This window comes from Halopseudomonas pelagia, assembly GCF_009497895.1.
Lineage (GTDB): Bacteria > Pseudomonadota > Gammaproteobacteria > Pseudomonadales > Pseudomonadaceae > Halopseudomonas > Halopseudomonas pelagia_A.
Genome location: NZ_CP033116.1, coordinates 96,980 through 118,220, shown reverse-complemented (window position 1 = coordinate 118,220; position 21,241 = coordinate 96,980). Strand labels below are relative to the sequence as shown.

Here is a 21,241-nt window from a genome sequence, read left to right as displayed (position 1 = left end):
GTCATGTTTCGGTACGTCTGAGGTGAGCCATGGGCAACTGGTACGAGGTGCGTGAGCGGATTAGCGGCCAGGTTTTCCGCTGCCTGCCGGAGCAGTCGGTGTTGCGCGCCATGGAGATCCAGGGCAAGCGCTGCCTACCGGTGGGTTGTCGGGGTGGTGGTTGCGGCTTGTGCAAGGTTCAGGTGATCAGCGGTGAATACCAGTGTGGGCCGATGAGCCGTAAACACGTGCCCGACGCTGCTCTTGCCTGCGGCGAAGCGCTGGCTTGCCGTCTGTATCCGCTGAGCGACTTGACGATTGAGTGCCGCACGCCAAAGGCGTCGGCCGAGATACAACAACAAACCCAATGAGGAAATAGTCATGAGAAAAGGTGTAATGCGCCCCGGTCACGTACAGCTTCGCGTCCTCGACATCGACGCTGCAGTTAAACACTACACGGAGTTGATGGGCCTAATCGAAATGGATCGCGACGCACAGGGCCGTGTGTACCTGAAAGCCTGGACCGAGGTCGATAAATATTCCTTGGTGCTACGCGCTGCTGAAGAGCCTGGCATGGACTTCATGGGATTCAAATGCATCAGTGAAGAAGCGCTGGATAGCCTGCGCGCCGGCCTGGTTGCGTTCGGTTGCGAGGTAGAGGACATACCAGCGGGGGATCTGCAGGACTGTGGTCGCAGGGTGCGCTTCGTGGCGCCTACCGGACACAACTTCGAGCTGTTTGCGAGCAAGAAACAGACCGGCAAATGGGGCATCAATAACCGCAATCCGGAAGCCTGGCCCCGCGAGTTGGCTGGCATGCGAGCCACCCGCTTCGACCATTGCCTGATGTACGGTCCGAACCTGGAGGAGACTTACGAGCTGTTCCGCGACGTGTTGGGATTCGATCTGGCTGAACAGGTGCTGACACCGGACGGGAAGCGGGTAGCACAGTTTCTCACGGTGAGTACCAAGGCCCACGACGTGGCGTTTATCGAACACCCTGAGCCGAAATTTCATCATGCGTCCTTCTATCTGGACAACTGGACTGACGTGCTCCGTGCGGCTGACCTGATTTCAATGACCGACACCTCGATCGATATAGGCCCGACTCGGCATGGGCTGACTCATGGGCAGACCATCTATTTCTTCGATCCATCGGGTAACCGCAACGAAGTGTTTGCCGGAGGCGACTACCACTATCCGGATCATGAGCCTGTGACCTGGGATGCCGAGGCATTGGGCAAAGCTATTTTCTACCACGACCGGGTTCTAAACGAGCGGTTTATGACTGTACTGACTTGACCATTTTGTTTGTCACCAGGATTGCGCAACTATGAAAGACATCAAACATTTCATTGACGGTGAGTTCGTCGGTTCGACGAGCGGTAAAGCCTTCGACAACGTTAACCCAGCCAATGGCCAAGTGTCGAGCCGGGTACATGAAGCAGGCCGTGAGGAAGTCAATGCGGCAGTGGCTGCCGCGCGAGCTGCGTTCAAAGGCCCCTGGAGGCGGATGACCGTCGACCAGCGCACCGAGATACTGCACAAGGTGGCAGACGGTATCAATGCGCGGTTTGAGGAGTTTCTTGAGGCGGAATGTCAGGACACCGGCAAACCCAGATCGTTGGCCAGCCATATCGACATTCCGCGCGGCGCCGCCAACTTCAAGGTGTTCGCCGATTTGATCAAGAATGTTCCAGCCGAGTCGTTCGAGATGCCCACGCCAGATGGCACGGGCGCCTTGAATTATGGCATCCGTCGACCCAAAGGTGTCATTGGCGTCATCAGCCCATGGAATTTTCCGCTGTTGCTAATGACATGGAAGGTCGGCCCCGCACTGGCCTGTGGCAACACCGTGGTGGTCAAGCCTTCCGAAGAGACACCCACGACTACGGCGCTGCTGGGTGAGGTGATGAAAGCGGCCGGCGTCCCAGATGGGGTGTATAACGTGGTGCATGGTTTCGGTGGCAATTCCGCTGGAGCTTTTCTCACCGAGCATCCGGATGTAGATGCATTCACTTTTACCGGTGAAACCGGCACTGGCGAAACCATCATGAAGGCCGCAGCTAAGGGCGTGCGCCAGGTCTCTCTGGAGCTGGGCGGCAAGAACGCCGGCATCGTGTTTGCCGATTGTGATATGGACAAAGCCATCGAAGGTACGCTGCGCTCGGTCTTCGCCAACTGCGGTCAGGTGTGTTTGGGCACCGAGCGTGTTTACGTCGAACGCTCGATTTTCGATGAGTTTGTCTCCCGCTTGAAGGCCGGAGCGGAAAGTCTGGTGATCGGCCCGCCGGATGATGAAACCAGTAATTTCGGTCCGCTGATCAGTCTTAAGCATCGCGAGAAAGTGCTGTCTTACTACCAGAAAGCCCGTGACGAGGGCGCCACTGTGGTTACCGGTGGCGGCGTCCCTGACATGCCGGCCGAGCTGGCGCACGGCGCCTGGGTGCAGCCGACCATCTGGACCGGGCTGAAGGATGATTCGCCGGTGGTGACTGAAGAGATCTTCGGCCCCTGCTGCCATATCCGCCCGTTTGACAGCGAGGCCGAAGCCGTCGAGCTGGCCAACAGCCTGCCCTATGGACTGGCTTCGGCAATCTGGACCGAGAACGTTACCCGCGCGCACCGCGTTGCGGCGCAAGTCGAAGCAGGTATTGTCTGGGTCAACAGCTGGTTTCTGCGTGACCTGCGCACCTCGTTTGGTGGTAGCAAGCAGTCCGGCATCGGCCGTGAAGGGGGTGTGCACTCACTGGAGTTTTACACCGAACTTAAAAACATCTGCATAAAGCTATGAGGCGGCCATGAACGCACCACTGACTACCAACCCAACCAGCCCCGAACTGGGCCGTGAAATTCTCGCTGGCGGGTATCGCACTAACGTACACGACAATGGTGAAGGCTTCCCGGTGATGTTGATTCATGGCTCTGGGCCTGGCGTCACGGCCTGGGCTAACTGGCGGCTGATCATGCCGGAGCTGGCGCAACAGCGCCGTGTGTTAGCACCTGACATGCTCGGCTTCGGTTACAGCGAACGCCCCGAATCACCCAATTATTGTCGCGACACCTGGGTGGAACATGCCATCGGTGTGCTTGATGCGCTTGGCATCGAGCAGGCCGACGTGGTTGGCAATTCCTTCGGCGGCGGTATAGCCCTGGCGTTAGCAATCAAATATCCCCAGCGGGTACGACGGTTGGTGCTGATGGGCAGCGTCGGGGTCAGCTTTCCGATTACCAAAGGGCTGGACGAGGTATGGGGCTACGATCCGTCTTTCGCCAATATGCGCCGCCTGATGGATGTGTTCGCCTTTGATCGCAATCTGGTCACTGACGAGCTGGCCGAATTGCGTTACCAGGCCAGTATTCGACCCGGTTTTCAGGAGTCGTTTGCGCAAATGTTCCCGGCACCTCGCCAGCGCTGGGTAGATGGCTTGGCAAGTGATACTGCGGCAATACAGGCTTTGGACCACGAAACCCTGGTGATTCATGGTCGTGAAGACCTGGTGATTCCCCTTCAGGCATCGCTGGAACTGGCCAACCTGATTGAGCGAGCACAGCTGCATGTCTTCGGCCAGTGCGGACATTGGACCCAGATTGAGCACGCCGGGCGCTTTGCGCGGCTGGTTAACGATTTTCTCACCGAAGCGGACACCGCTTCAGGAGCGCACTGACAATGGAACAGCAACAAATTGAACAGCTCGGAGATGAGCTTTATCAGGCAATGAGCAAGCGCGAGATGGTCAGCCCTCTGACAAGCCGTGGCTTCGACATCAGCCTCGATGACGCCTACCACATTTCTCTGCGCATGCTGCAGCGCCGCCTTGACGCTGGTGAGCGGGTAATCGGCAAGAAAATCGGTGTTACCAGCAAAGTAGTGCAGAACATGCTGAACGTGCACCAGCCGGACTTCGGCTACCTGACCGATAGCATGGTTTACAACAGTGGTGAAGCAGTGCCCATCAGTGAGCGGCTCATTCAGCCTCGCGCCGAGGGCGAGATCGCTTTCATCCTGAAAAAAGACCTGATCGGTCCGGGTGTAACCAATGCTGACGTCCTGGCTGCCACCGAGTGCGTGATGCCTTGTTTCGAGATTGTCGATTCACGCATCCAGGATTGGAAGATCGCGATTGAAGACACAGTAGCGGATAACGCGTCCTGCGGCCTTTTTGTATTGGGCGACCAGGCAATCTCCCCGCGTAAGGTCGATCTGGTCACCTGCGGCATGGTGGTTGAGAGGAACGGCCAGGTGATCAGCACCGGCGCTGGTGCAGCGGCGCTGGGCTCGCCAGTCAATTGCGTGGCATGGCTGGCAAATACCCTGGGCCGGTTCGGCATTTCACTGAAAGCCGGTGAGGTCATCCTCTCAGGATCGCTGGTGCCGCTGGAGCCCGTCAAGGCCGGTGACTTCATGCGCGTGGATATCGGCGGCATGGGCAGCGCCAGCGTGAGATTCATTTGACCTGATCTCAGGTCATTGGCACAGACAGCATTTCCCCTAGAGGGTAATAAATCATGAGCAAGAAACTGAAAGCCGCGATCATAGGCTCAGGCAATATCGGCACCGATCTGATGATCAAGATTTTGCGTAACAGCCAGCATATCGCCATGGGTGCCATGGTCGGCATCGACCCGGAGTCCGATGGCCTGGCGCGCGCTGCGCGCATGGGCGTGGCCACCACCCACGAAGGAGTGGATGGTCTGGTCAAGATGCCGGAATTCGCTGACATAGATTTCATTTTTGATGCCACCTCGGCTGGTGCCCACAGGCACAATGAGGTGCTTCTGCGCGGCCACAAGCCGGGTTTGCGGATCATCGACCTGACCCCGGCTGCCATCGGCCCTTACTGTGTGCCGGTAGTTAATCTGGAGCAGAACCTGCATGAGACTAACGTCAATATGGTCACCTGCGGTGGCCAGGCAACTATACCCATGGTCGCGGCGGTATCGCGCGTAGCCAAGGTGCACTACGGCGAAATCGTCGCCTCGATAAGCAGCAAATCTGCTGGACCAGGCACCCGCGCCAATATCGACGAATTCACCGAAACTACTTCCAAGGCGATTGAGGTGATTGGCGGTGCAACACGTGGTAAGGCGATCATCATCATGAATCCAGCCGAGCCGCCGCTGATTATGCGCGATACCGTGTATGTGCTCAGCGAGTTGGCCGACCAGGTCGCAGTCGAGGCCTCTGTTGAAGAGATGGTTCAGGCGGTGAACAGCTACGTTCCTGGATATCGTCTGAAGCAAAAAGTGCAGTTCGATATCATCCCCGAAGATCAGCCACTGAACATTCCCGGTCTCGGTCACCTGAGTGGATTGAAGACTTCAATCTTCCTCGAAGTGGAGGGCGCAGCCCATTATCTGCCGGCCTATGCCGGTAACCTCGACATCATGACATCTGCAGCGCTGGCGACCGCCGAGCGCATGGCGCAGTCGATGAATCAGGCCTGAGGAGGACAAGACCATGACATTCAATCCCGGCAAGAAACTCTATATCTCCGATGTGACCCTGCGTGACGGCAGCCATGCCATCCGCCACCAATATTCGATCAAGAACGTGCAGGACATCGCTCGCGCGCTGGACAAGGCCAAGGTCGACTCCATCGAAGTCGCCCACGGTGACGGACTGCAAGGCTCTAGCTTTAACTACGGCTTTGGCGCTCATACCGATCTGGAGTGGATCGAAGCCGCCGCTGACGTTATCAGCCATGCCAAGATTGCCACGCTATTACTGCCCGGGATCGGCACTACCCATGATCTGGATAACGCCTACCAGGCCGGCGCACGAATTGTGCGCGTGGCCACCCACTGCACAGAGGCTGACGTATCCAGGCAGCATATCGAACACGCACGAAAACTGGATATGGACACCGTCGGGTTCCTGATGATGAGCCATATGCAAACCCCGCAGGGCCTCGCGCGACAAGCGAAGATGATGGAAGACTACGGCGCCACCTGCCTTTACGTGGTCGACTCAGGTGGCGCAATGAGCATGCAGGACATTCGTGATCGGTTTCGTGCATTGAAAGATGTGCTCAAGCCGGAAACCCACACCGGTATGCACGCTCACCACAACCTCAGCTTGGGTGTGGCCAACTCCATCGTCGCGGTGGAGGAGGGCTGTGACCGCATCGACGCTAGCCTCGCCGGTATGGGCGCCGGCGCCGGCAATGCGCCGCTGGAAGTTTTCATCGCCGCTGCTGAGCGCCTAGGTTGGGAGCATGGCACCGAGCTGTACACGCTGATGGATGCTGCCGACGATATCGTTCGTCCACTGCAGGACCGCCCGGTACGAGTCGACCGCGAAACCCTGGCGCTGGGTTATGCCGGAGTTTATTCAAGTTTTCTGCGGCACTCTGAAGTGGCCGCACAGAAATACGGCCTCAAAGCCGTGGATATTCTCGTCGAGCTGGGAAAACGCCGTATGGTCGGTGGCCAGGAGGACATGATCGTTGACGTGGCGCTGGACCTGCTGGCCGCCCGCAAGGAGCAAACAGCATGAGCGAACAACAACGTACCTTGACCCGTGAACAGGTGCTGGCACTGGCCGAGCACGTGGAAAACGCCGAGCTGAACTGCCAGGACATCACCAAGGTCACCAATGACTACCCAAACATGACCTTTGCCGATGCCTATGACGTGCAGTGGGAAATTCGGCGGCGCAAGGAGGCCCGAGGCAACCGCATAGTAGGCATGAAAATGGGCCTGACATCCTGGGCGAAGATGGCCCAGATGGGCGTTGAAACACCGATATATGGCTTTCTCGCTGATTATTTCAGCGTGCCGGACGGCGGGGTGGTGAATACCGCAGAGCTGATCCATCCGAAGATCGAAGCCGAGATATCCTTTGTGACCAAAGCTCCGCTTAAAGGGCCAGGCTGTCATATCGGCGATGTGCTGGCGGCGACCGACTATGTGGTGCCGACGGTTGAGGTGATCGATTCGCGCTACGAGAATTTCAAGTTTGATCTTATCAGCGTGGTGGCCGATAACGCCTCTTCCACGCGATTCATTACTGGTGGCCAAATGGCCAGCGTCGAAGATGTTGATCTGAAGAACTTTGGTGTAGTGGTTGAAAAGAACGGCGAAGTGGTAGACGTCGGTGCGGGCGCTGCAGTGCTCGGTCACCCAGCCTCAAGCGTGGCCATGTTGGCCAATCTACTTGCTGAACGTGGCGAACATATCCCGGCCGGCACTTTCATCATGACGGGCGGCATCACCGCGGCGATATCGGTGCAGGCTGGTGACAACATCACGGTGCGCTATCAAGGTTTGGGCAGCGTGTCGGCCCGCTTTATCTGAGGGTTTTCAATATGCCAATCGCACAGCTACATATTCTCGAAGGACGCACGGACGAGCAGAAAGAAATACTGATCCGTGAGGTCAGCGAAGCGATCTCTCGCGCGCTGGATTCTCCGATGCCCAGCATTCGGGTCATCATCAGCGAAATGCCCAGGACCCATTTTGGAATCGGGGGCGAACCGGCCAGCAAGGTCAAACGCTGATGGACGGGGTGGGCGTGCAGCAGGCCGCAGCGCCCACGCGCGTGCCGGCCCTGTATGTGTCCTGCCGCGACGGCCTGAGGCAAGCTTTACGAAATAGAGCGACAAACCAAAGACTTACCACCGGATAAGATGCAGGCCACGAGGGCTGCCAAAGCCCGCCCTCTTGCTGAGTCAACTAAGAACAGCGCTATCGACGAGATACTGCCGCATAACTGGATACCAGCGATCCAGGTGTGATCGCCGGATACGTACATCAGGACCTCGTCGACACTGTAGTAACGCGCAGTTAAGAGAGGGGGCAGGCTCTCCTAGGGAACAAGTCCCTTGATTTTGATTCGACGCAAGGTGTCGGAAGGATGCTCGAGGTAAGTACTCCTATAGTTTTCGGCGAAACGTCCCAAATGAAAGAAGCCGTAGTCTAGGGCCACTTCAGTGACACTACGCACATTAGCACTGGGATCGCTCAGTCGGGCGCGTACGCATTCGAGCTTGCGGTTGCGTATGTAGTTCTTCGGCGTGGTGCCCGCATGTTTCTCGAACAAGGTGTAGAGCGAACGCGGACTCATCAGCGCGAGCTCCGCCATCCGCTCAATGCCGATGTTCTCTTTGATATTGTTATCGATAAACTGAACGACTCGCTCGAAGGACGGGCAGCTCTCGCTGAAGGCATCGCGGCTAACATTACTGTCCAGCATCTCGAGCAGCTTGGTAGCAATGAGCCCCGTATAGTACTCCTGGACTCGAGGCATCGACTTATTACGCTCTGCTTCATCACAAACCAGCCCGAGCAGATTGATAAAACCATTGAGTTGCTGAAGGTTATGTCGCGGGGTGAAGCGGACCCCCTCACTCGGTTTGTTCCAGTAGCTCTCACTGCATGCCCGATCAAGGACCACCGAGGGCAATTTGAGGATGAATTTTTCGCAATCCTCCGAATAAGTCAAATCCGCTCGCTCATCCGGATTGATCAGCAATAGTTCGCCAGGCGCAAAATCGTGTTTTTGGCCACAGCCACTCCACAGGCAATGACCCTTAAGCAATACCTGCAGGTGATAGCAGGTTTCCAAGCCTGGGGAGATCACCCTTACGCTACCGCCATAGCTGATTCGACACAGCTCGAGGCTGCCTAAGGTGCTGTGGTTCAGGTTGGCCTCCAGCCGCCTGCTCTTGGGCCAGTGAATATTGTGCGTACCGATATGTTGGTTAACATAGTCGGAAACTGCATAAGGATCTGAATTGACAAAAATCCGGCTTTTCTCGCTTAACAAGTGAATGCCCATAACTCACGGTGCTCTTGTTTTTATTTATGTAGGTTACGAATGATTCGAGACTAAGGCAGATTGTCACACACTTCTGATACGCTAGCCATATCTCACACCAGCTGTGCTTGTCAACATAATTGACGCGTAGACTGTTCATTTATACCGAGTCGTTACCATTTTGCTAGGGAAGCGCTGAACCAATGATGTTTTGGAGCCCAACGCGCCGTTCTACCGATTTTTCAAAATGCGAACGCTCGTTGCGTCAGACAATTCGAGGCAAATCCTTTGCATCACGCGGCTTTTTCCTCGTATTTGGCCCGTCCCGGGATTATTTGGCCCATCAGGACGCACCTTGGGTGCAAACCTCCAACAATCGTCGGCGCGCCAATACCAGATTGGCCATATTGAACATGGTAAACAACTTCGCCTCACTCTTTGACAGTCCCCGGTAGCGCGTCACCCTGTGCTTGAAGAGATTCTTGACCACGTGGAAGGGATGTTCGACCTTAGCCCGAATGCTCGCTTTGACTTTCTCGGCCTTTTCGCGTAGTTGACCACGCTCGTCGCCCGGCAGAGCCGTGCGGTGGCTTCTTTTCATCGCCACATGCCAGCTCACCGGGATGTCTCGATTTTCTTCACGCTTGCGCACCCCCTGGTAGCCAGCATCGCCAAATACCAGTGTTTCCTCTCCACGCAGCAGCGCACAGGTCTGGCTCACATCGCTGACGTTGCCCGCCGTGCCAACTACCGCATGCACCAGGCCCGACTCAGCGACAATTATCTTGGCCGGTTGATCTGATAGGGTCCAGCACAGCAGAACGGAGGAGTCGCTGTGTCGGGCGAACACATTACAGATCAACAGATCAGGTTATTTATGCATCATCGCAAAAGCCATACACAGACAGTCGCGGCGGCGAAGGCTGGTATCTCGGAACGCTCCGTTCGCCGCATAGACCATCAAGCACACCAACCCCTGAAGAAAGAGCGTGCCTGGGGTACCCGTAAAGACCCGCTGGCGGAGGTCTGGGACAGCATCGTGTTGCCGCTGTTGGGGTCATCGCCCGACCTCACCCCGGTGGGTATTTTTGATCACCTTTGTGAGAACCACACAGATCAGTTCGATCCCCGTGCACGACGTACATTGGAGCGGCGTATCGGTCCCTGGCGACAATTACACGGACCGGCGCAGCCGGTCATGTTCCTCCAGACCCATGGAGACTTGGGCATTGCTGACTTCACGTGGGTTAAAGAGCCGGTAACCATTGCAGGCGAGGTCTTGCGGCATAAGTTATTCCACTACCGCCTGGTCGCCAGCGGCTGGGCATACGGCCAGATCACCTATGGTGGTGAGAGCTTCAGCGCGTTGTCAGACGGCTTGCAAGAAGCCTTCCGGAGTAGTCGCGGCGTGCCGCGACAATTACGTACCGACAGCCTGCGTGCCGCCTACAAGAACCGACAGGAACAAGACGACTTCACCGAGCGATTTAACGAGCTCTGTGGTCATTACGGGGCCCAGGCTACCCGTAATAACCGGAGGCGTGGCCCACGAGAATGGTGCCATCGAGTCGCCCAACAACTACATCAAGCGGCAGCTCAAACAAGCTCTGTTGCTGCGCGGCAGATATGAATTTAGCACTTCTGAGGCCTACGAGAAGTTCGTTCACACCGTGGTGGAAAGGCGTAACCGCTGGATCAGTACCGCGTTCAAGGCAGAGCAGCAAAACCTCCAGCCACTGCCCCACCATGACAGCAGCACCTACAGTGAACATATTCTGCGGGTCAGTCGCACCAGCACCATCGCATTGAAACGGGTGACCTATACCGTGCAATCACGGCTGATCGGTAGCCGGCTAATGGTGCACCTGTTCGATGCCCGGTTAGAGCTATGGTGTGCAGGTGTACACACGCTGACGCTGTCTCGCATCTACGCCAGCGCAGCGTCAATTACCACCATGTGATCGAATCGTTAATGAAAAAGCCTCGCGCGTTCCGCCATGCCCAGTGGCGCGACGACCTGCTACCCAGCGACGATTACCAGCGTATCTGGCAGCATGTCGATGAGGCCTTTAGTGCGGACAAAGCCTGCCTCTACGTCGTAAGGCTGCTGCACCTGGCCAAGAAGAGCGGCCGCGAAAGCGCCTTGGGGCGCTATGTGCTCGCCGGCATTGAACGCGGCAAACTCCCCAGCCTGCTGGAGTGTGAGGACCGCTTCCTGGGCTTGAATCTGGCCCTGCCGGTCATGGTGATCCATCAGCATGCACTGGCCGACTATCAGGCGCTGTTGCGCACAGGAGGCCGCCATGAATGACGTAACGGCTTCCTTGCCATTGATGCTAAAACACCTGCGTCTGGGCAGCATCAAGGATCACTGGCAGCCTCTAGTGGACAAGGCTGTGACGGAGCACTGGCGTCCGGAACAGTATCTGAGCGAGCTCTGCACGCTGGAGCTTGCCTTGCGGGAAGACAAGCGCTTACAACGCTATCTGAAAGAAGCCACGTTACCGCCCGGCAAGCAGCTGGGCAGCTTTAACTTCGCCGTAGTGACCGAGGTGACTAAACCCCACATCAGCCAACTGATTAGCCAGACTGACTGGGTGAAGCGCGGTGGAATGCCCAAGGCAGGATTTGCTAAAGATGAGGCAGCACAGGCAGCAAGTTTTGGATCTCGTCTAGCCAGTAATGCTAATTGATCAGCGAAAATGTCATCAAAACCCCGTTGTGTACTCAAAACTCTTCCAGAGTCTCTTTTTGCACAATCGATTAGTGTTTTCAGTTTTGCCATTCCACGGCCAATGAAAAGATACCACTTGCCATCTACCTACTGATAGGTAGTATAATTGTAGAGGATCCACTCTAAACCCATACAGGCTACCTAATGAAAATCTACGACACCGAAGGCTTCCCGAACCCGCTGCGCGTTCGTATCGCCCTGGCAGAAAAAAACGCAACTCACAAAGTGGACTTCATCCCGGTGGACGTGATGGGCGGCGAGCACCGCTCTGACGCGTTCAGAATAAAGAACCCGGATGCCACCGTACCACTGCTGGAACTTGATGACGGCACCTGCATCGCCCAGTGCAACGCCATCACCGAGTATATCGACGGCATCTTTGATGGCCCGTCTCTCACGGGCACAACCCCAAAGGAGCGCGCACGTATCGCGATGATGAATCTGCGGGCAGAAAACGGTCTGATGAACGCCGTAGGTGCCTATTTCCACCACGCCACCCCTGGACTTGGTCCGGATCTGGAAACCTGGCAATGCGCCGAATGGGGCAATAAACAGAAAGAATTTGCCAGCGCAACCATGGCCTACCTTGACAGCGTTCTGGCAGACAATGATTTTCTCGCAGGCGATAGCTTCTCGGTCGCTGACATCACCGCCTTTGCCGGCCTAGGGTTTGCGGATTTCGCGAAGGTCGAGATTCCCGAGGCCCTGACCCACCTCCAGGCCTGGCGCGCAAAAGTCGCAGCCCGTCCTTCAATTGCCAGGTAATCCGAAACCTTCAGCTTTAAAGCAAGCGTTGAAGACATGAACGGCGCAAGAGGGATGAATATCATGAAGATCAATGCAGATTTCTCCAAACCGGTTGTTGTGCATTCCGACCAGCTTGAATGGCAGTCCTCCCCCATGAAAGGAGTAGAGCGGCGCATGCTGGACCGGATCGGGGAGGAAGTTGCCCGAGCCACGACCATCGTGCGTTATGCGCCGGGTAGCCATTTTTCGGCGCATACCCATACCGGTGGAGAAGAATTCATCGTACTCGATGGCGTGTTCCAGGACGAGCACGGTGACTTTCCTGCCGGGACTTATGTGCGTAACCCGCCAACCACATCACATATTCCTGGCTCTGAAACGGGCTGCACGATATTTGTGAAACTGTGGCAGTTCGATCCGGCCGACCGCACCCAATTCAGCAAGAATATGGAGGCCGAAATAGGCGCCCCGGTGGACGGCGTTGCCACCGCAAAGTTGCATGAGAACGATCGTGAGATCGTGACCTACAGCCAGCTCGATGCGGATGCGACGCTGACTTCTGAGGCACAAGGCGGAATCGAGCTGCTGGTGATCGAGGGCTGGGTTACCACCAATGACGAGTTGCTGGCCAGGCATGACTGGCTTCGCCTCCCTGAAGGACACAGATTGTCCTTGACGGCCGGGGACGACGGCGCTGAAATCTGGATGAAAACGGGGCATCTGCGATTTGCCAGGTCACCGACACTATAATGCACTAATTCAGGGTTGCAGGACTACGCGGAAGGTGATCAGAAGAAACCCTGGTCATTGGTTGCGACCCGATGTTTGCTGGCTATCGGGCCACCATCAAGCCTGACAATAGCGCAATTGAAACACTTTAACAGGCGAATGACCATGAACCGGGATACCAGAAAAGACCTTATGGATCGTGCAGAACACATAGTCCGATCACGAGGCTTTGATGGGTTCAGCTATGCTGACCTGGCTGAGGCCATAGGCATCCGAAAAGCCTCGATTCACTATCATTTCCCCACCAAGGCGAAGCTCTCCGAAGCCTTGATCGAGCGCTACCAGACCAGTCTGCAGCATGGTCTGGCCGAGATCGAGGCAGCTCGTGCCAGCGCAGGCGAGCGCCTCAAGGCACTCATTGCCCTGTACCGCGGAGCTTTGCATGATGGACAAACCGTGTGTTTGTGTGTTGCCTTTTCGACCTGCCGCGAAAGCCTGTCCGAGACCGTCATTGCCAGAGTCGGCGCCATACGCGAAATGATACTGCAATGGCTTATGACTATGTTCGAACTGGGACAAAGAGATGGATCCGTCTCGGCCATCCACGATTCGACCCCAGAAGCACATGCGACTCTGGCCATACTGGAAGGCGCCCATCTCGCCGCGCGCACAGAGCAAAACCCCGCGGTGTTTGATGCCGCAACGCAGCTATTAAGGGCCCGCTGCCTGCGGACTTCTGTATGAGAGCAGCATATCGGGTCAGTGATTGATTCCGAGGCAGCTCATTCGAGAGCACGTAATATATCAACCTTGCCGGATCATCTTCGTACTCAAACATTTGATGCAACCCAATAGGAGAAAAAACAGATGATGAGCACCCTTAAAACAGCACTGACAGTGGCAACGCTGGCACTCACTTTTGGAAGTACCCAAGTATTGGCAGAAATGCAAACCAGAACCATCGAGTACCAGGTTGGCAACGAAACCTTCACCGGCTACATGGCCTGGGATGACGAATTCGAGCTAAAACGTCCGGGCGTTCTGGTGGTCCATGAATGGTGGGGGCACAATGAATTCGCGCGGAATCAGGCAGAACGGCTTGCTTCAGCCGGCTATACAGCGTTTGCGCTGGATATGTATGGCTCCGGCAAGCAAGCCGACCATCCCGATACCGCCCAGCAGTTCATGCAGGAAGCGACTAGGGACATGGACCAGGTCAAGGCTCGGTTCATGAAGGCGATGGACATCTTGAAGAACCACGAAACTGTTGATGCGTCCCGAATTGCGGCACAGGGTTACTGTTTTGGCGGCGCAGTCGTTCTCAACATGGCGCGTATGGGCGTTGATCTGGACGGCGTTGTCAGCTTCCACGGTGCGCTCGGCAGCCCACTCACGGCTGAACCCGGATCCATAAAAGCCAGGATCCAGGTGTACACCGGCGGGGCTGATAAAATGGTCCCATCGGATCAGGTGGCGAGCCTGGTCAAAGAGATGCAGGATGCCGAAGTCGACCTGACACTGGTGAGCTTTCCCGGAGTGCTGCACTCATTCACCAACCCTGGCGCCAACAAGATCGCCGAGGAGTTTGGCATGCCAGTTGGCTACGACGAAGGGGCCGCCATTCGTTCCTGGGATGGGACCATGCGTTTCTATAAGGCCATTTTTACCCAGTAATAAAGGCGCGAAAAACCAAACCGCAGACCGCAAACCAGCGATATTTTCATTACGTTCTGCATTAACAACCCAGAACCATGACGAGGTGCAATATGGCAACAGACAGCCTGCCGCGATTCCATGAAGATAACCGTTTACGCTACAAAGCGCTCGGCAACTCGGGCCTTTTGGTGTCCGAGCTTTGCCTGGGCACCATGACGTTCGGCGGCGATGAGGACATCTGGGGTCTGATCGGCCAGTTACAGCAGGAAGAGGCCGACGTATTGGTCAAGATCGCGCTGGAGGCGGGGATCAACTTTATCGATACCGCCAACATTTATGGTTTCGGCGCCAGTGAGCGCATGGTCGGCCAGTCCTTGAAGAATCTCGGCGTTTGCCGCGAAGACGTGGTGTTGGCCACCAAGGTGCTTGGCCCTATGGGGGATGGCCCCAATGCCCGTGGCGCTTCCCGTGGTCATATTATAAGTGAATGCAAAGCGAGCCTGGAGCGCCTGCAAACGGACTATATCGACCTGTACCAGATCCACGGTTTTGACCCGGCCACGCCGATCGAGGAAACCCTGGAGGCACTCAACACCTTGGTGCGGCATGGCCATGTGCGTTATGTTGGTCTATCCAATTGGGCCGCCTGGCAGGTGATGAAAGCCATCGACATTACGCGGGCCCGCCATCTGTGCCCGATTATATCCATGCAGGCCTATTACACCCTCGTGGGTCGCGACCTGGAGCGGGACATCATTCCGATGCTGGAATCCGAGAAGGTCGGGCTAATGGTTTGGAGTCCGCTGGCAGGCGGGTATCTCTCTGGCAAATACGAGGGACCGGACGTGTCCGAGGAAAACCGGCGTGCCAAGTTTGACTTTCCGCCCGTCAACCGTGAGCGGGGCAGCGAAGTCATCAGGGTCATGCGGGAGATTGCCGACGGCAAGCTGATCGACGGCAAGCCGATCAATGTGGCCCAAATAGCCCTGTCATGGCTGCTTCACCAAAAGCCTGTCACGAGCATTATTGTTGGCGCCAGACGGCCCGGCCAGCTCAAGGAAAACATCAGGGCGACTCAAGTGCGCCTGTCGGACGACGAGCTCGCCGCCCTGAGCGAAGTAAGCCGCCTGCCCGAGGAGTATCCGGGTTGGATGATGAAAATGATGGCGGGGTATCGGGATTCGACGGAAACGTGATCGCTGGCGCCGAGACGGAATAACGAGGTCTTGGGACGACATTCTCCAAAACGATTTGCTGGTCAATCGCCCGCGCGTCGGGAGGTGACAAGCCCTCGGCTGCCGAAACAAGAGCTCAACGCTTGCGCTCTAGCGTTATCCATCTGCACCGCGACAGGTTAGGCATCTTTATTTATCACACCCTCAATTGCGATCTGCCAGATAAAATCGCCAATGGCGTCAAGTGAGTGAGCCCCCTTCGGGTCGAACCAGGTGGCGACCCAGTTGAGTGCCCCAAGACCGATCAGACGAAGCAAGCGGCCGTCAACATTCTTTCGGACCACGCCTTGTGCAATCATCGTCTCGATGATACTGGCCCAAAGGGATTCATATTGGTCTCGCAGGTCGATAACTTCCTCTCGAGCCTCCGGGCCCAGCGCTCGCCATTCAAACAGCAAGACGTAAACCGCGTCCGAGTCGACCAACAGCGCACGCAGATGCGCATTGATACAAAGACGCAATTTCTCAACCGGATCAGCCGAGCAGGCGTATGCGATTTCCACTTCTGCGGTAACCAGGTCGACCCCCCGACGCATCAGCTCGACAAGGAGCGCTTCCTTGGTGCTGTAACGATAGTACAGACTCCCCGGTAGCATATTGCAGGCCTCGGCGATCTCCTTGAGCGAGGTCCTTTCAAATCCTTTCTCACGAAAAAGCCGGGCGGCGTTAGACAATAGGTTGCCCTGATTGCCGCCCTTGCCTGCAGGTGGAACCTGTCCGTAAACCATAGCCTCAATATCTCCTTGACTTTTAGTTGGCGAACCAACCAAGATTAAATCATAACGATTATGGACGAAAATGACATGCGACGTCGTATAAGAACAGCCACCTTCAGTTATTCGTGCCCCTGCGCGAAATGCATAACAAGGCTAGAGACACCTGATGACTGAGTCAAAAGAAGTTCAGCGCGGTTACGCAGAGAAAATGGCGTGGCAGTTCACCGAAAAGGTTCCTCATGGCAAAGATCTGGGCATGCAGGTTATCTCCATAGATCACGGCAAGGTCTGTATGCGCCTTGTTCCTAAGCCGTGGATGCTCGCAGCCGCCAGCACTGACGAAATCTGCACCAGCGTCCTGTACTCACTCGCAGATTCCGCCGGAGGGTTGGCGGTATTCGCGGGGGCCCTCGAGTTAACTCCCATTGCCACCCTGGATTTGCGCATGGATTATTTGCGAGCGGCGAGTAGCGAGCATGCGCTGTTAGCGGTGGCCACCTGTCTTCATTTAACGAACGAGGTCGCATTCATCCGTTGCGACATACGCTGCGAGGCTGATAGCGAGCTGTTAGCGACGGCAACCGCCACGTTCATACACAACAGCCGTAATCAACGATTTTCGTCAGGTAGTCGAGAAAAGGAGCAAACATGAGCATTACCTCCGACTCCTTACACCAAATCTCAGGACCTAGCGAAATCAGCAGCTTATTTTACATCTGGCAGACGCTGCTGGTGAGTATTCCCTATGCACAGCACCTTGGGCTTGAAGTCCAATCGGACGAGACAGATTTAGTGGTTCATCTACCTTATCGTGAGGCCCTGATCGGCAACTTCATGCTGCCTGCTCTCCATGGCGGAGTTCTGGGGGCGCTGATAGAACTATCCGCCCGACTGGCTGCGCAAAGCCATGATAAAGAGAAACGTTGTCCACGCGTTCTCGACAGTAATATTAATTACCTTCTCTCGGCGCAGGCACGCTCGACTTTCGCTAGCGCCGAAATTGTCCGGCAGGGCAGGCGCATCAGCCTGGTTCAAGTGACCTGTTGGCAGGGCGACAGGACAACACCGATTGCCAGTGGAAGGGTTCAATTGCTGCTTCCCACCATGGACGTCAAACAATCAGGCGCTCATGAATAATAAGCACAACAACCTCGAACGCGGCAAATTCACAGCCCCGGACGGTCAGGAAATTTCACTTTGGCGCTGGCCGCAATCCAAGGGGCGCCCCACGCTGCACTGGGCGCATGCCACAGGCTTCCATGGCCGCTTGTACCAGCCGCTGCTTGACGACCTTGCCACTGTCTCTAATGTCCTGGCCTGGGATATGCGGGGGCACGGGACCAGCGCTAGCGCAGCGAACGTTTCCACGTTCCGGGGTTGGGAAACCTACTATCGGGACATGACCGCTCTGCTGGAAAGCCTGGATGAGCCGGTCTGGCTTGCGGGCCATTCCATCGGTGCCACTGCCAGTATCATGGCTGCTGCCCGACGGCCAGACAAAGTGCTCGGCCTGATTCTGGCCGAACCCGTGATCATGGATCCGGGACAAGGCCTGAAATTGTGGCTGGCCAAGCTGTTCCGCCAGTCAAGCCGATTATCACTAGCCGCCGGAGCAGCACGTCGGCGCAGACTATTCGATTCGCACGCTGCTGCGCTGGACAATTATCGCGGCCGCGGTGGTTTCAAGACCTGGCCCGAAGCTTGGCTGGAAGCCTACGTTCAATACGCATTCGTATCGCAAGGCGATCAAGTTCAGTTGGCATGCAGCCCGGAGTGGGAAAGCAACACTTTTGCCCATACTGAACACAATCCCTGGCCGGCGATTCGCCAGCTACGGTGCCCGGTGATTGCGCTGGCCGCAGAGCGAGCATCTACGTTCTCGCAAAAGGCACGAAAGCGCCTGCAAAATTTGCTGCCTTCGGCTGAAGTAAACGTTCTTGCAGGCACGACCCATTTTTTGCCTATGGAACGATCTGAGGCAATCCGTAATATCCTCCAGCCAATTATTGAGAGGGACAAGGTCTGACTCTGAGATCCAGTAATTCGCCTTTATGCACTTCACTCTTTTTCTTCTCGGTTCTGGCTTGATCCTGATCTTTGCTGGGGACCGGATTGCTTGCGCTGTTGGCGTCTGGATTATGCATGGAAGTATCCTCATACGTGACCACTAATGGTCGGGAGATAACGAGCGAAGCATTACCTAATAACTACTCTGTGGTTCACATAAGGTTCAGGCAATCTAATACAATTTGTCTGCTCAGACGTGATGCGGGAACCCGCCAAAGCAATGCACCAACTGCTCAGCCTTGCGCTGACCTACGACCGCAACGGCAGCGCGACGCCAATGGCAATAAACGCAGCACCACAACCTTGATTGATACGACGTCCCACCTTGGCAAGCCACTTGCTGATGCGATTGGCCAGGCTGGCTACGACCAGTTCGATGCTGCATTCGACGATGGCGAAAGTGCCCGCCAGGACGACAAACTGAGCCAGCAGGCTGCGAGACGGATCGATGAACTGCGGCAGAAAGGCGGCAAAAAACAGAATGACCTTACGGATACTAATGGCCGCCAGAGCTCCCTAGCGAAACAGCGAACCTGGAAATCTTGATGCTGCTGCGGTGTGGTCGGTTATACCTATGGGCGGTGAGCGCCAGACCTGTATTCCGAGCCAAGCCAGGGAATGCGTTAAGCAGAGCACCAATCCCGAACATCGACAGGGCAATGACGATGATAAAACCAATGCAACTGCCGAGAATGGTATAGAGCGTCATGCGGCGGCCATGCAGCGCGCCATGCGTCAGCGCCAGCAAACCGTTTGGGCCGGGCGACAAGGACAAGCCAATAGCCGCCAGCAGATAGATTAACCAGGTTTCAAATGCCATGGCCCAGTGGTGCTCCAAGGGTTGATCATATAAAGGCCGCCGGTTTACCCATCAGCCCCTTTCTTCAGCCAAGCACAGCACTAGAGCTGAGAGTCTGGCCGTCTCGGATCAATACGTTGGGCATCTTCAGAGTTAACGCACTGCCCATGTTCGGGCCGTCGCTCGAGGCTTCAATACTGCCACCATGTAATTCTATCAACTGTTTGACCAAAGCAAGACCTATACTCAGCCCCCATGAGAATGTGCGGTGTGACCTTCGGTAATCCCCACGAAAAACAGCGGTGATCAGAAGTAGAATTTTCCGTAAGCTATTTGCAGGGAGACTCTGCATGAAAACATCACGTTTTACCGACAGCCAGATTCTGGCAATCCTGAAGCAAGCCGAGAACGGTGTGCTGGTTCCTGAGCTTTGCCGCGAGCATGAATTTAGCAGTGCAACCTTTTACAAGTATCGCTCCAAGCTCGGCGGCCCGGATGCATCCATGATGGCCAGGCTCAAAGAGCTTGAAGACGAAAACCGTCGGCTGAAGAAAATGTATGCCGAGGAGCGCTGGTACGTGAGAAACCTGAACCATGGCGGTACCTACTGCGATCAACGGGTGTTGGTCCATGGACTTCATGCATGACCAACTCAGCGATGGGCGTAGCTATCGCCTGATCAATGTGCTCGATGACTTCAACCGTGAAGGGCTCGAGATTGAGGTTGATTTGTCACCGCCGGCCAAGCGGGTTATCAGAGCCTTGAACCAGATCATTGAATGGCGTGTTAAGCCAGCCCAGATCCGCTACTACAATGGCCCTGAATACATCAGTGGAAAGCTGGCAAAGTGGGCGGAGAAACGTGGCATTAGCATCAGTTTTCATCGAGCTTGGAAACCGCAACAGAATGCCTAGATTGAGCGCTACTACCGAACCGTCCGTTATGACTGGCTGTCGCATTATCTGTTCGATCCCATTGAACAGGTCCAGGGCTTCGCGACGAGTTGGTTATGGACATCCAATAACGAATGGCCAAATATGGCCTTGGACGGCATCACGCCGCGACAGAAGTTGACCATGATGGCCTCATTCTACCTCTGAATCCCGCTAAATATGGGGGGATTACCATTCTGGGCGTCGGCATCATGTTCATTACCGGCGCGATGTTCACCGGCGATACCGTTACTATGGAGCCGCTGTTCAGTGTCGAGAACGGCGTAATCTTCGGCATCATGATGGTGATGATCATGTTGCCCTTCATGTTCGTCGGCTTTGACGTGATTCTTCAGGCGGTGGAAGAAGTCAATCTGCCTTTTCGCGAGATTGGCCGAGTGCTGATGTTATCGGTGCTGATGGCGGTGTTCTGGTATGCGCTGATCATTTACGGTACCTCGATGATGCTGACGCCGGTGGCGATGGCGCAGAGTTCATTGGCTGTGCCGGATGCAATGCAAGCGGTATTCAACGCGCCCTGGGCCGGTAAACTGATGGTATTTGCCGGGATTGCCGGGATCATCACCAGCAGCAATGCGTTTTATATCGGCGGCTTCAGAGCCATTTATGCCCTGGCGCATTCGGGCATGCCCCCGGCGTTTCTGGCCAAACTGCACCCCGAATACAAAACCCCAGTGAATGGGAATGGATGGTGTTTGCCGGCTGGATACTGCTCGGTCTGGGCATGTATGCCTGGTCGCGCAAGCGCTATGGTGTAGTTTACTCTGATGCAGCGATGCGTAGAGAGCTGGAAAGGTAAGATCTTTGAACTGGCAGGCCAGCAGAACTGAGTCTTCTGTACGCTGCGGATATGGCGCAGCGTAC

The 21,241-nt window shown here is 55.8% G+C and carries 21 protein-coding genes and 4 pseudogenes; 21 read left to right on the top strand and 4 right to left on the bottom strand.

Translation table 11 applies throughout. The features are described 5' to 3' along the window. Window positions 1–29 precede the first annotated feature (29 nt). Genes EAO82_RS00580 through EAO82_RS00540 form a run of 9 tightly spaced genes read left to right on the top strand, consistent with a single transcriptional unit; the run spans window position 30 to window position 7,481 of the window. Entirely contained in the window at window positions 30–350 is a 321-nt protein-coding gene (locus EAO82_RS00580) for a 2Fe-2S iron-sulfur cluster-binding protein (RefSeq protein ID WP_096344623.1), read from the top strand. Window positions 351–360: 10 nt separating this feature from the next. Next, window positions 361–1,281: a catechol 2,3-dioxygenase gene (locus tag EAO82_RS00575; protein ID WP_096344622.1), complete on the top strand. Its 921-nt coding sequence runs from the start codon at window positions 361–363 to the stop codon at window positions 1,279–1,281. A 31-nt stretch (window positions 1,282–1,312) separates the two neighbouring features. Then, entirely contained in the window at window positions 1,313–2,773 is a 1,461-nt protein-coding gene (locus EAO82_RS00570) for a 2-hydroxymuconic semialdehyde dehydrogenase (protein WP_096344621.1), read from the top strand. 7 nt (window positions 2,774–2,780) lie between these two features. Continuing rightward, complete coding sequence (locus EAO82_RS00565) at window positions 2,781–3,647, top strand: alpha/beta fold hydrolase (RefSeq protein WP_096344620.1); 867 nt, start codon at window positions 2,781–2,783, stop codon at window positions 3,645–3,647. Between the two features lie 2 nt (window positions 3,648–3,649). Next, window positions 3,650–4,435, top strand: a complete 786-nt coding sequence (dmpE, locus tag EAO82_RS00560) for a 2-oxopent-4-enoate hydratase (protein ID WP_153274259.1) — start codon at window positions 3,650–3,652, stop codon at window positions 4,433–4,435. Window positions 4,436–4,488: 53 nt separating this feature from the next. Further along, window positions 4,489–5,427: an acetaldehyde dehydrogenase (acetylating) gene (locus EAO82_RS00555; RefSeq protein WP_096345073.1), complete on the top strand. Its 939-nt coding sequence runs from the start codon at window positions 4,489–4,491 to the stop codon at window positions 5,425–5,427. Between the two features lie 13 nt (window positions 5,428–5,440). Continuing rightward, window positions 5,441–6,478: a 4-hydroxy-2-oxovalerate aldolase gene (gene dmpG / locus EAO82_RS00550; RefSeq protein WP_096344927.1), complete on the top strand. Its 1,038-nt coding sequence runs from the start codon at window positions 5,441–5,443 to the stop codon at window positions 6,476–6,478. Next, on the top strand, window positions 6,475–7,278 hold the full coding sequence (dmpH, locus tag EAO82_RS00545) for a 2-oxo-3-hexenedioate decarboxylase (protein ID WP_096344928.1): 804 nt from the start codon (window positions 6,475–6,477) through the stop codon (window positions 7,276–7,278). Before dmpG ends, dmpH begins: the two co-directional genes overlap by 4 nt. An 11-nt stretch (window positions 7,279–7,289) precedes the next feature. After that, on the top strand, window positions 7,290–7,481 hold the full coding sequence (locus tag EAO82_RS00540; RefSeq protein WP_096344929.1) for a 2-hydroxymuconate tautomerase: 192 nt from the start codon (window positions 7,290–7,292) through the stop codon (window positions 7,479–7,481). Between the two features lie 308 nt (window positions 7,482–7,789). On the opposite strand, the gene xylS is transcribed toward EAO82_RS00540, so the two are convergent. Both xylS and EAO82_RS00530 read right to left on the bottom strand, forming a co-directional pair. Continuing rightward, window positions 7,790–8,761 (bottom strand): XylDLEGF operon transcriptional activator XylS, encoded by a 972-nt coding sequence (gene xylS, locus EAO82_RS00535; protein WP_096344930.1) that lies wholly within the window; start codon window positions 8,759–8,761, stop codon window positions 7,790–7,792. A gap of 322 nt (window positions 8,762–9,083) precedes the next feature. Then, window positions 9,084–9,515 (bottom strand): annotated as a pseudogene (locus EAO82_RS00530) (transposase); the annotation flags it as partial. Between the two features lie 60 nt (window positions 9,516–9,575). On the opposite strand from EAO82_RS00530, the pseudogene istA reads away from it, so the two are divergent. The 7 genes and pseudogenes from istA to EAO82_RS00495 all read left to right on the top strand — a co-directional run bounded on the left by istA (window position 9,576) and on the right by EAO82_RS00495 (window position 15,802). After that, window positions 9,576–11,051, top strand: a pseudogene (gene istA / locus EAO82_RS00525) (IS21 family transposase). Beyond that, complete coding sequence (locus EAO82_RS00520) at window positions 11,044–11,433, top strand: ATP-binding protein (protein WP_096344931.1); 390 nt, start codon at window positions 11,044–11,046, stop codon at window positions 11,431–11,433. The pseudogene istA and the gene EAO82_RS00520 overlap by 8 nt, the downstream one beginning before the upstream one ends. A gap of 185 nt (window positions 11,434–11,618) precedes the next feature. After that, the gene (locus EAO82_RS00515) at window positions 11,619–12,239 is read left to right on the top strand and encodes a glutathione S-transferase family protein (RefSeq protein ID WP_096344932.1); all 621 of its coding nucleotides are present in this window, start codon (window positions 11,619–11,621) and stop codon (window positions 12,237–12,239) included. Window positions 12,240–12,302: 63 nt separating this feature from the next. Further along, the gene (locus tag EAO82_RS00510; protein WP_096344940.1) at window positions 12,303–12,971 is read left to right on the top strand and encodes a cupin domain-containing protein; all 669 of its coding nucleotides are present in this window, start codon (window positions 12,303–12,305) and stop codon (window positions 12,969–12,971) included. Between the two features lie 144 nt (window positions 12,972–13,115). Next, a complete protein-coding gene (locus tag EAO82_RS00505; protein WP_096344933.1) occupies window positions 13,116–13,694 on the top strand; it encodes a TetR/AcrR family transcriptional regulator in 579 nt (192 codons plus the stop codon). Between the two features lie 123 nt (window positions 13,695–13,817). Then, window positions 13,818–14,624, top strand: coding sequence for a dienelactone hydrolase family protein (locus EAO82_RS00500; protein WP_096344934.1), 807 nt, complete (start codon window positions 13,818–13,820; stop codon window positions 14,622–14,624). Between the two features lie 92 nt (window positions 14,625–14,716). Continuing rightward, a complete protein-coding gene (locus EAO82_RS00495) occupies window positions 14,717–15,802 on the top strand; it encodes an aldo/keto reductase (protein WP_096344935.1) in 1,086 nt (361 codons plus the stop codon). Window positions 15,803–15,960: 158 nt separating this feature from the next. Here EAO82_RS00495 and EAO82_RS00490 read toward each other — a convergent pair whose 3' ends face one another. Next, on the bottom strand, window positions 15,961–16,569 hold the full coding sequence (locus EAO82_RS00490; RefSeq protein ID WP_096344936.1) for a TetR/AcrR family transcriptional regulator: 609 nt from the start codon (window positions 16,567–16,569) through the stop codon (window positions 15,961–15,963). A gap of 154 nt (window positions 16,570–16,723) precedes the next feature. On the opposite strand from EAO82_RS00490, the gene EAO82_RS00485 reads away from it, so the two are divergent. From EAO82_RS00485 to EAO82_RS00475, 3 genes are read left to right on the top strand one after another with little or no spacing between them, the layout of a single operon-like run. Continuing rightward, window positions 16,724–17,209 (top strand): PaaI family thioesterase, encoded by a 486-nt coding sequence (locus EAO82_RS00485; RefSeq protein ID WP_096344937.1) that lies wholly within the window; start codon window positions 16,724–16,726, stop codon window positions 17,207–17,209. Next, a complete protein-coding gene (locus EAO82_RS00480) occupies window positions 17,206–17,694 on the top strand; it encodes a PaaI family thioesterase (protein ID WP_096344938.1) in 489 nt (162 codons plus the stop codon). The genes EAO82_RS00485 and EAO82_RS00480 overlap by 4 nt, the downstream gene beginning before the upstream one ends. Further along, complete coding sequence (locus EAO82_RS00475) at window positions 17,687–18,583, top strand: alpha/beta fold hydrolase (protein WP_096344939.1); 897 nt, start codon at window positions 17,687–17,689, stop codon at window positions 18,581–18,583. The genes EAO82_RS00480 and EAO82_RS00475 overlap by 8 nt, the downstream gene beginning before the upstream one ends. Before the next feature lie 290 nt (window positions 18,584–18,873). Here EAO82_RS00475 and EAO82_RS00470 read toward each other — a convergent pair. Beyond that, window positions 18,874–19,444, bottom strand: a pseudogene (locus tag EAO82_RS00470) (LysE family translocator). A 329-nt stretch (window positions 19,445–19,773) separates the two neighbouring features. Here EAO82_RS00470 and EAO82_RS00465 point away from each other — a divergent pair. Continuing rightward, window positions 19,774–20,524 (top strand): annotated as a pseudogene (locus EAO82_RS00465) (transposase). Beyond that, window positions 20,452–21,135, top strand: coding sequence for an APC family permease (locus EAO82_RS00460; protein WP_231703260.1), 684 nt, complete (start codon window positions 20,452–20,454; stop codon window positions 21,133–21,135). The pseudogene EAO82_RS00465 and the gene EAO82_RS00460 overlap by 73 nt, the downstream one beginning before the upstream one ends. Window positions 21,136–21,241: the final 106 nt, after the last annotated feature.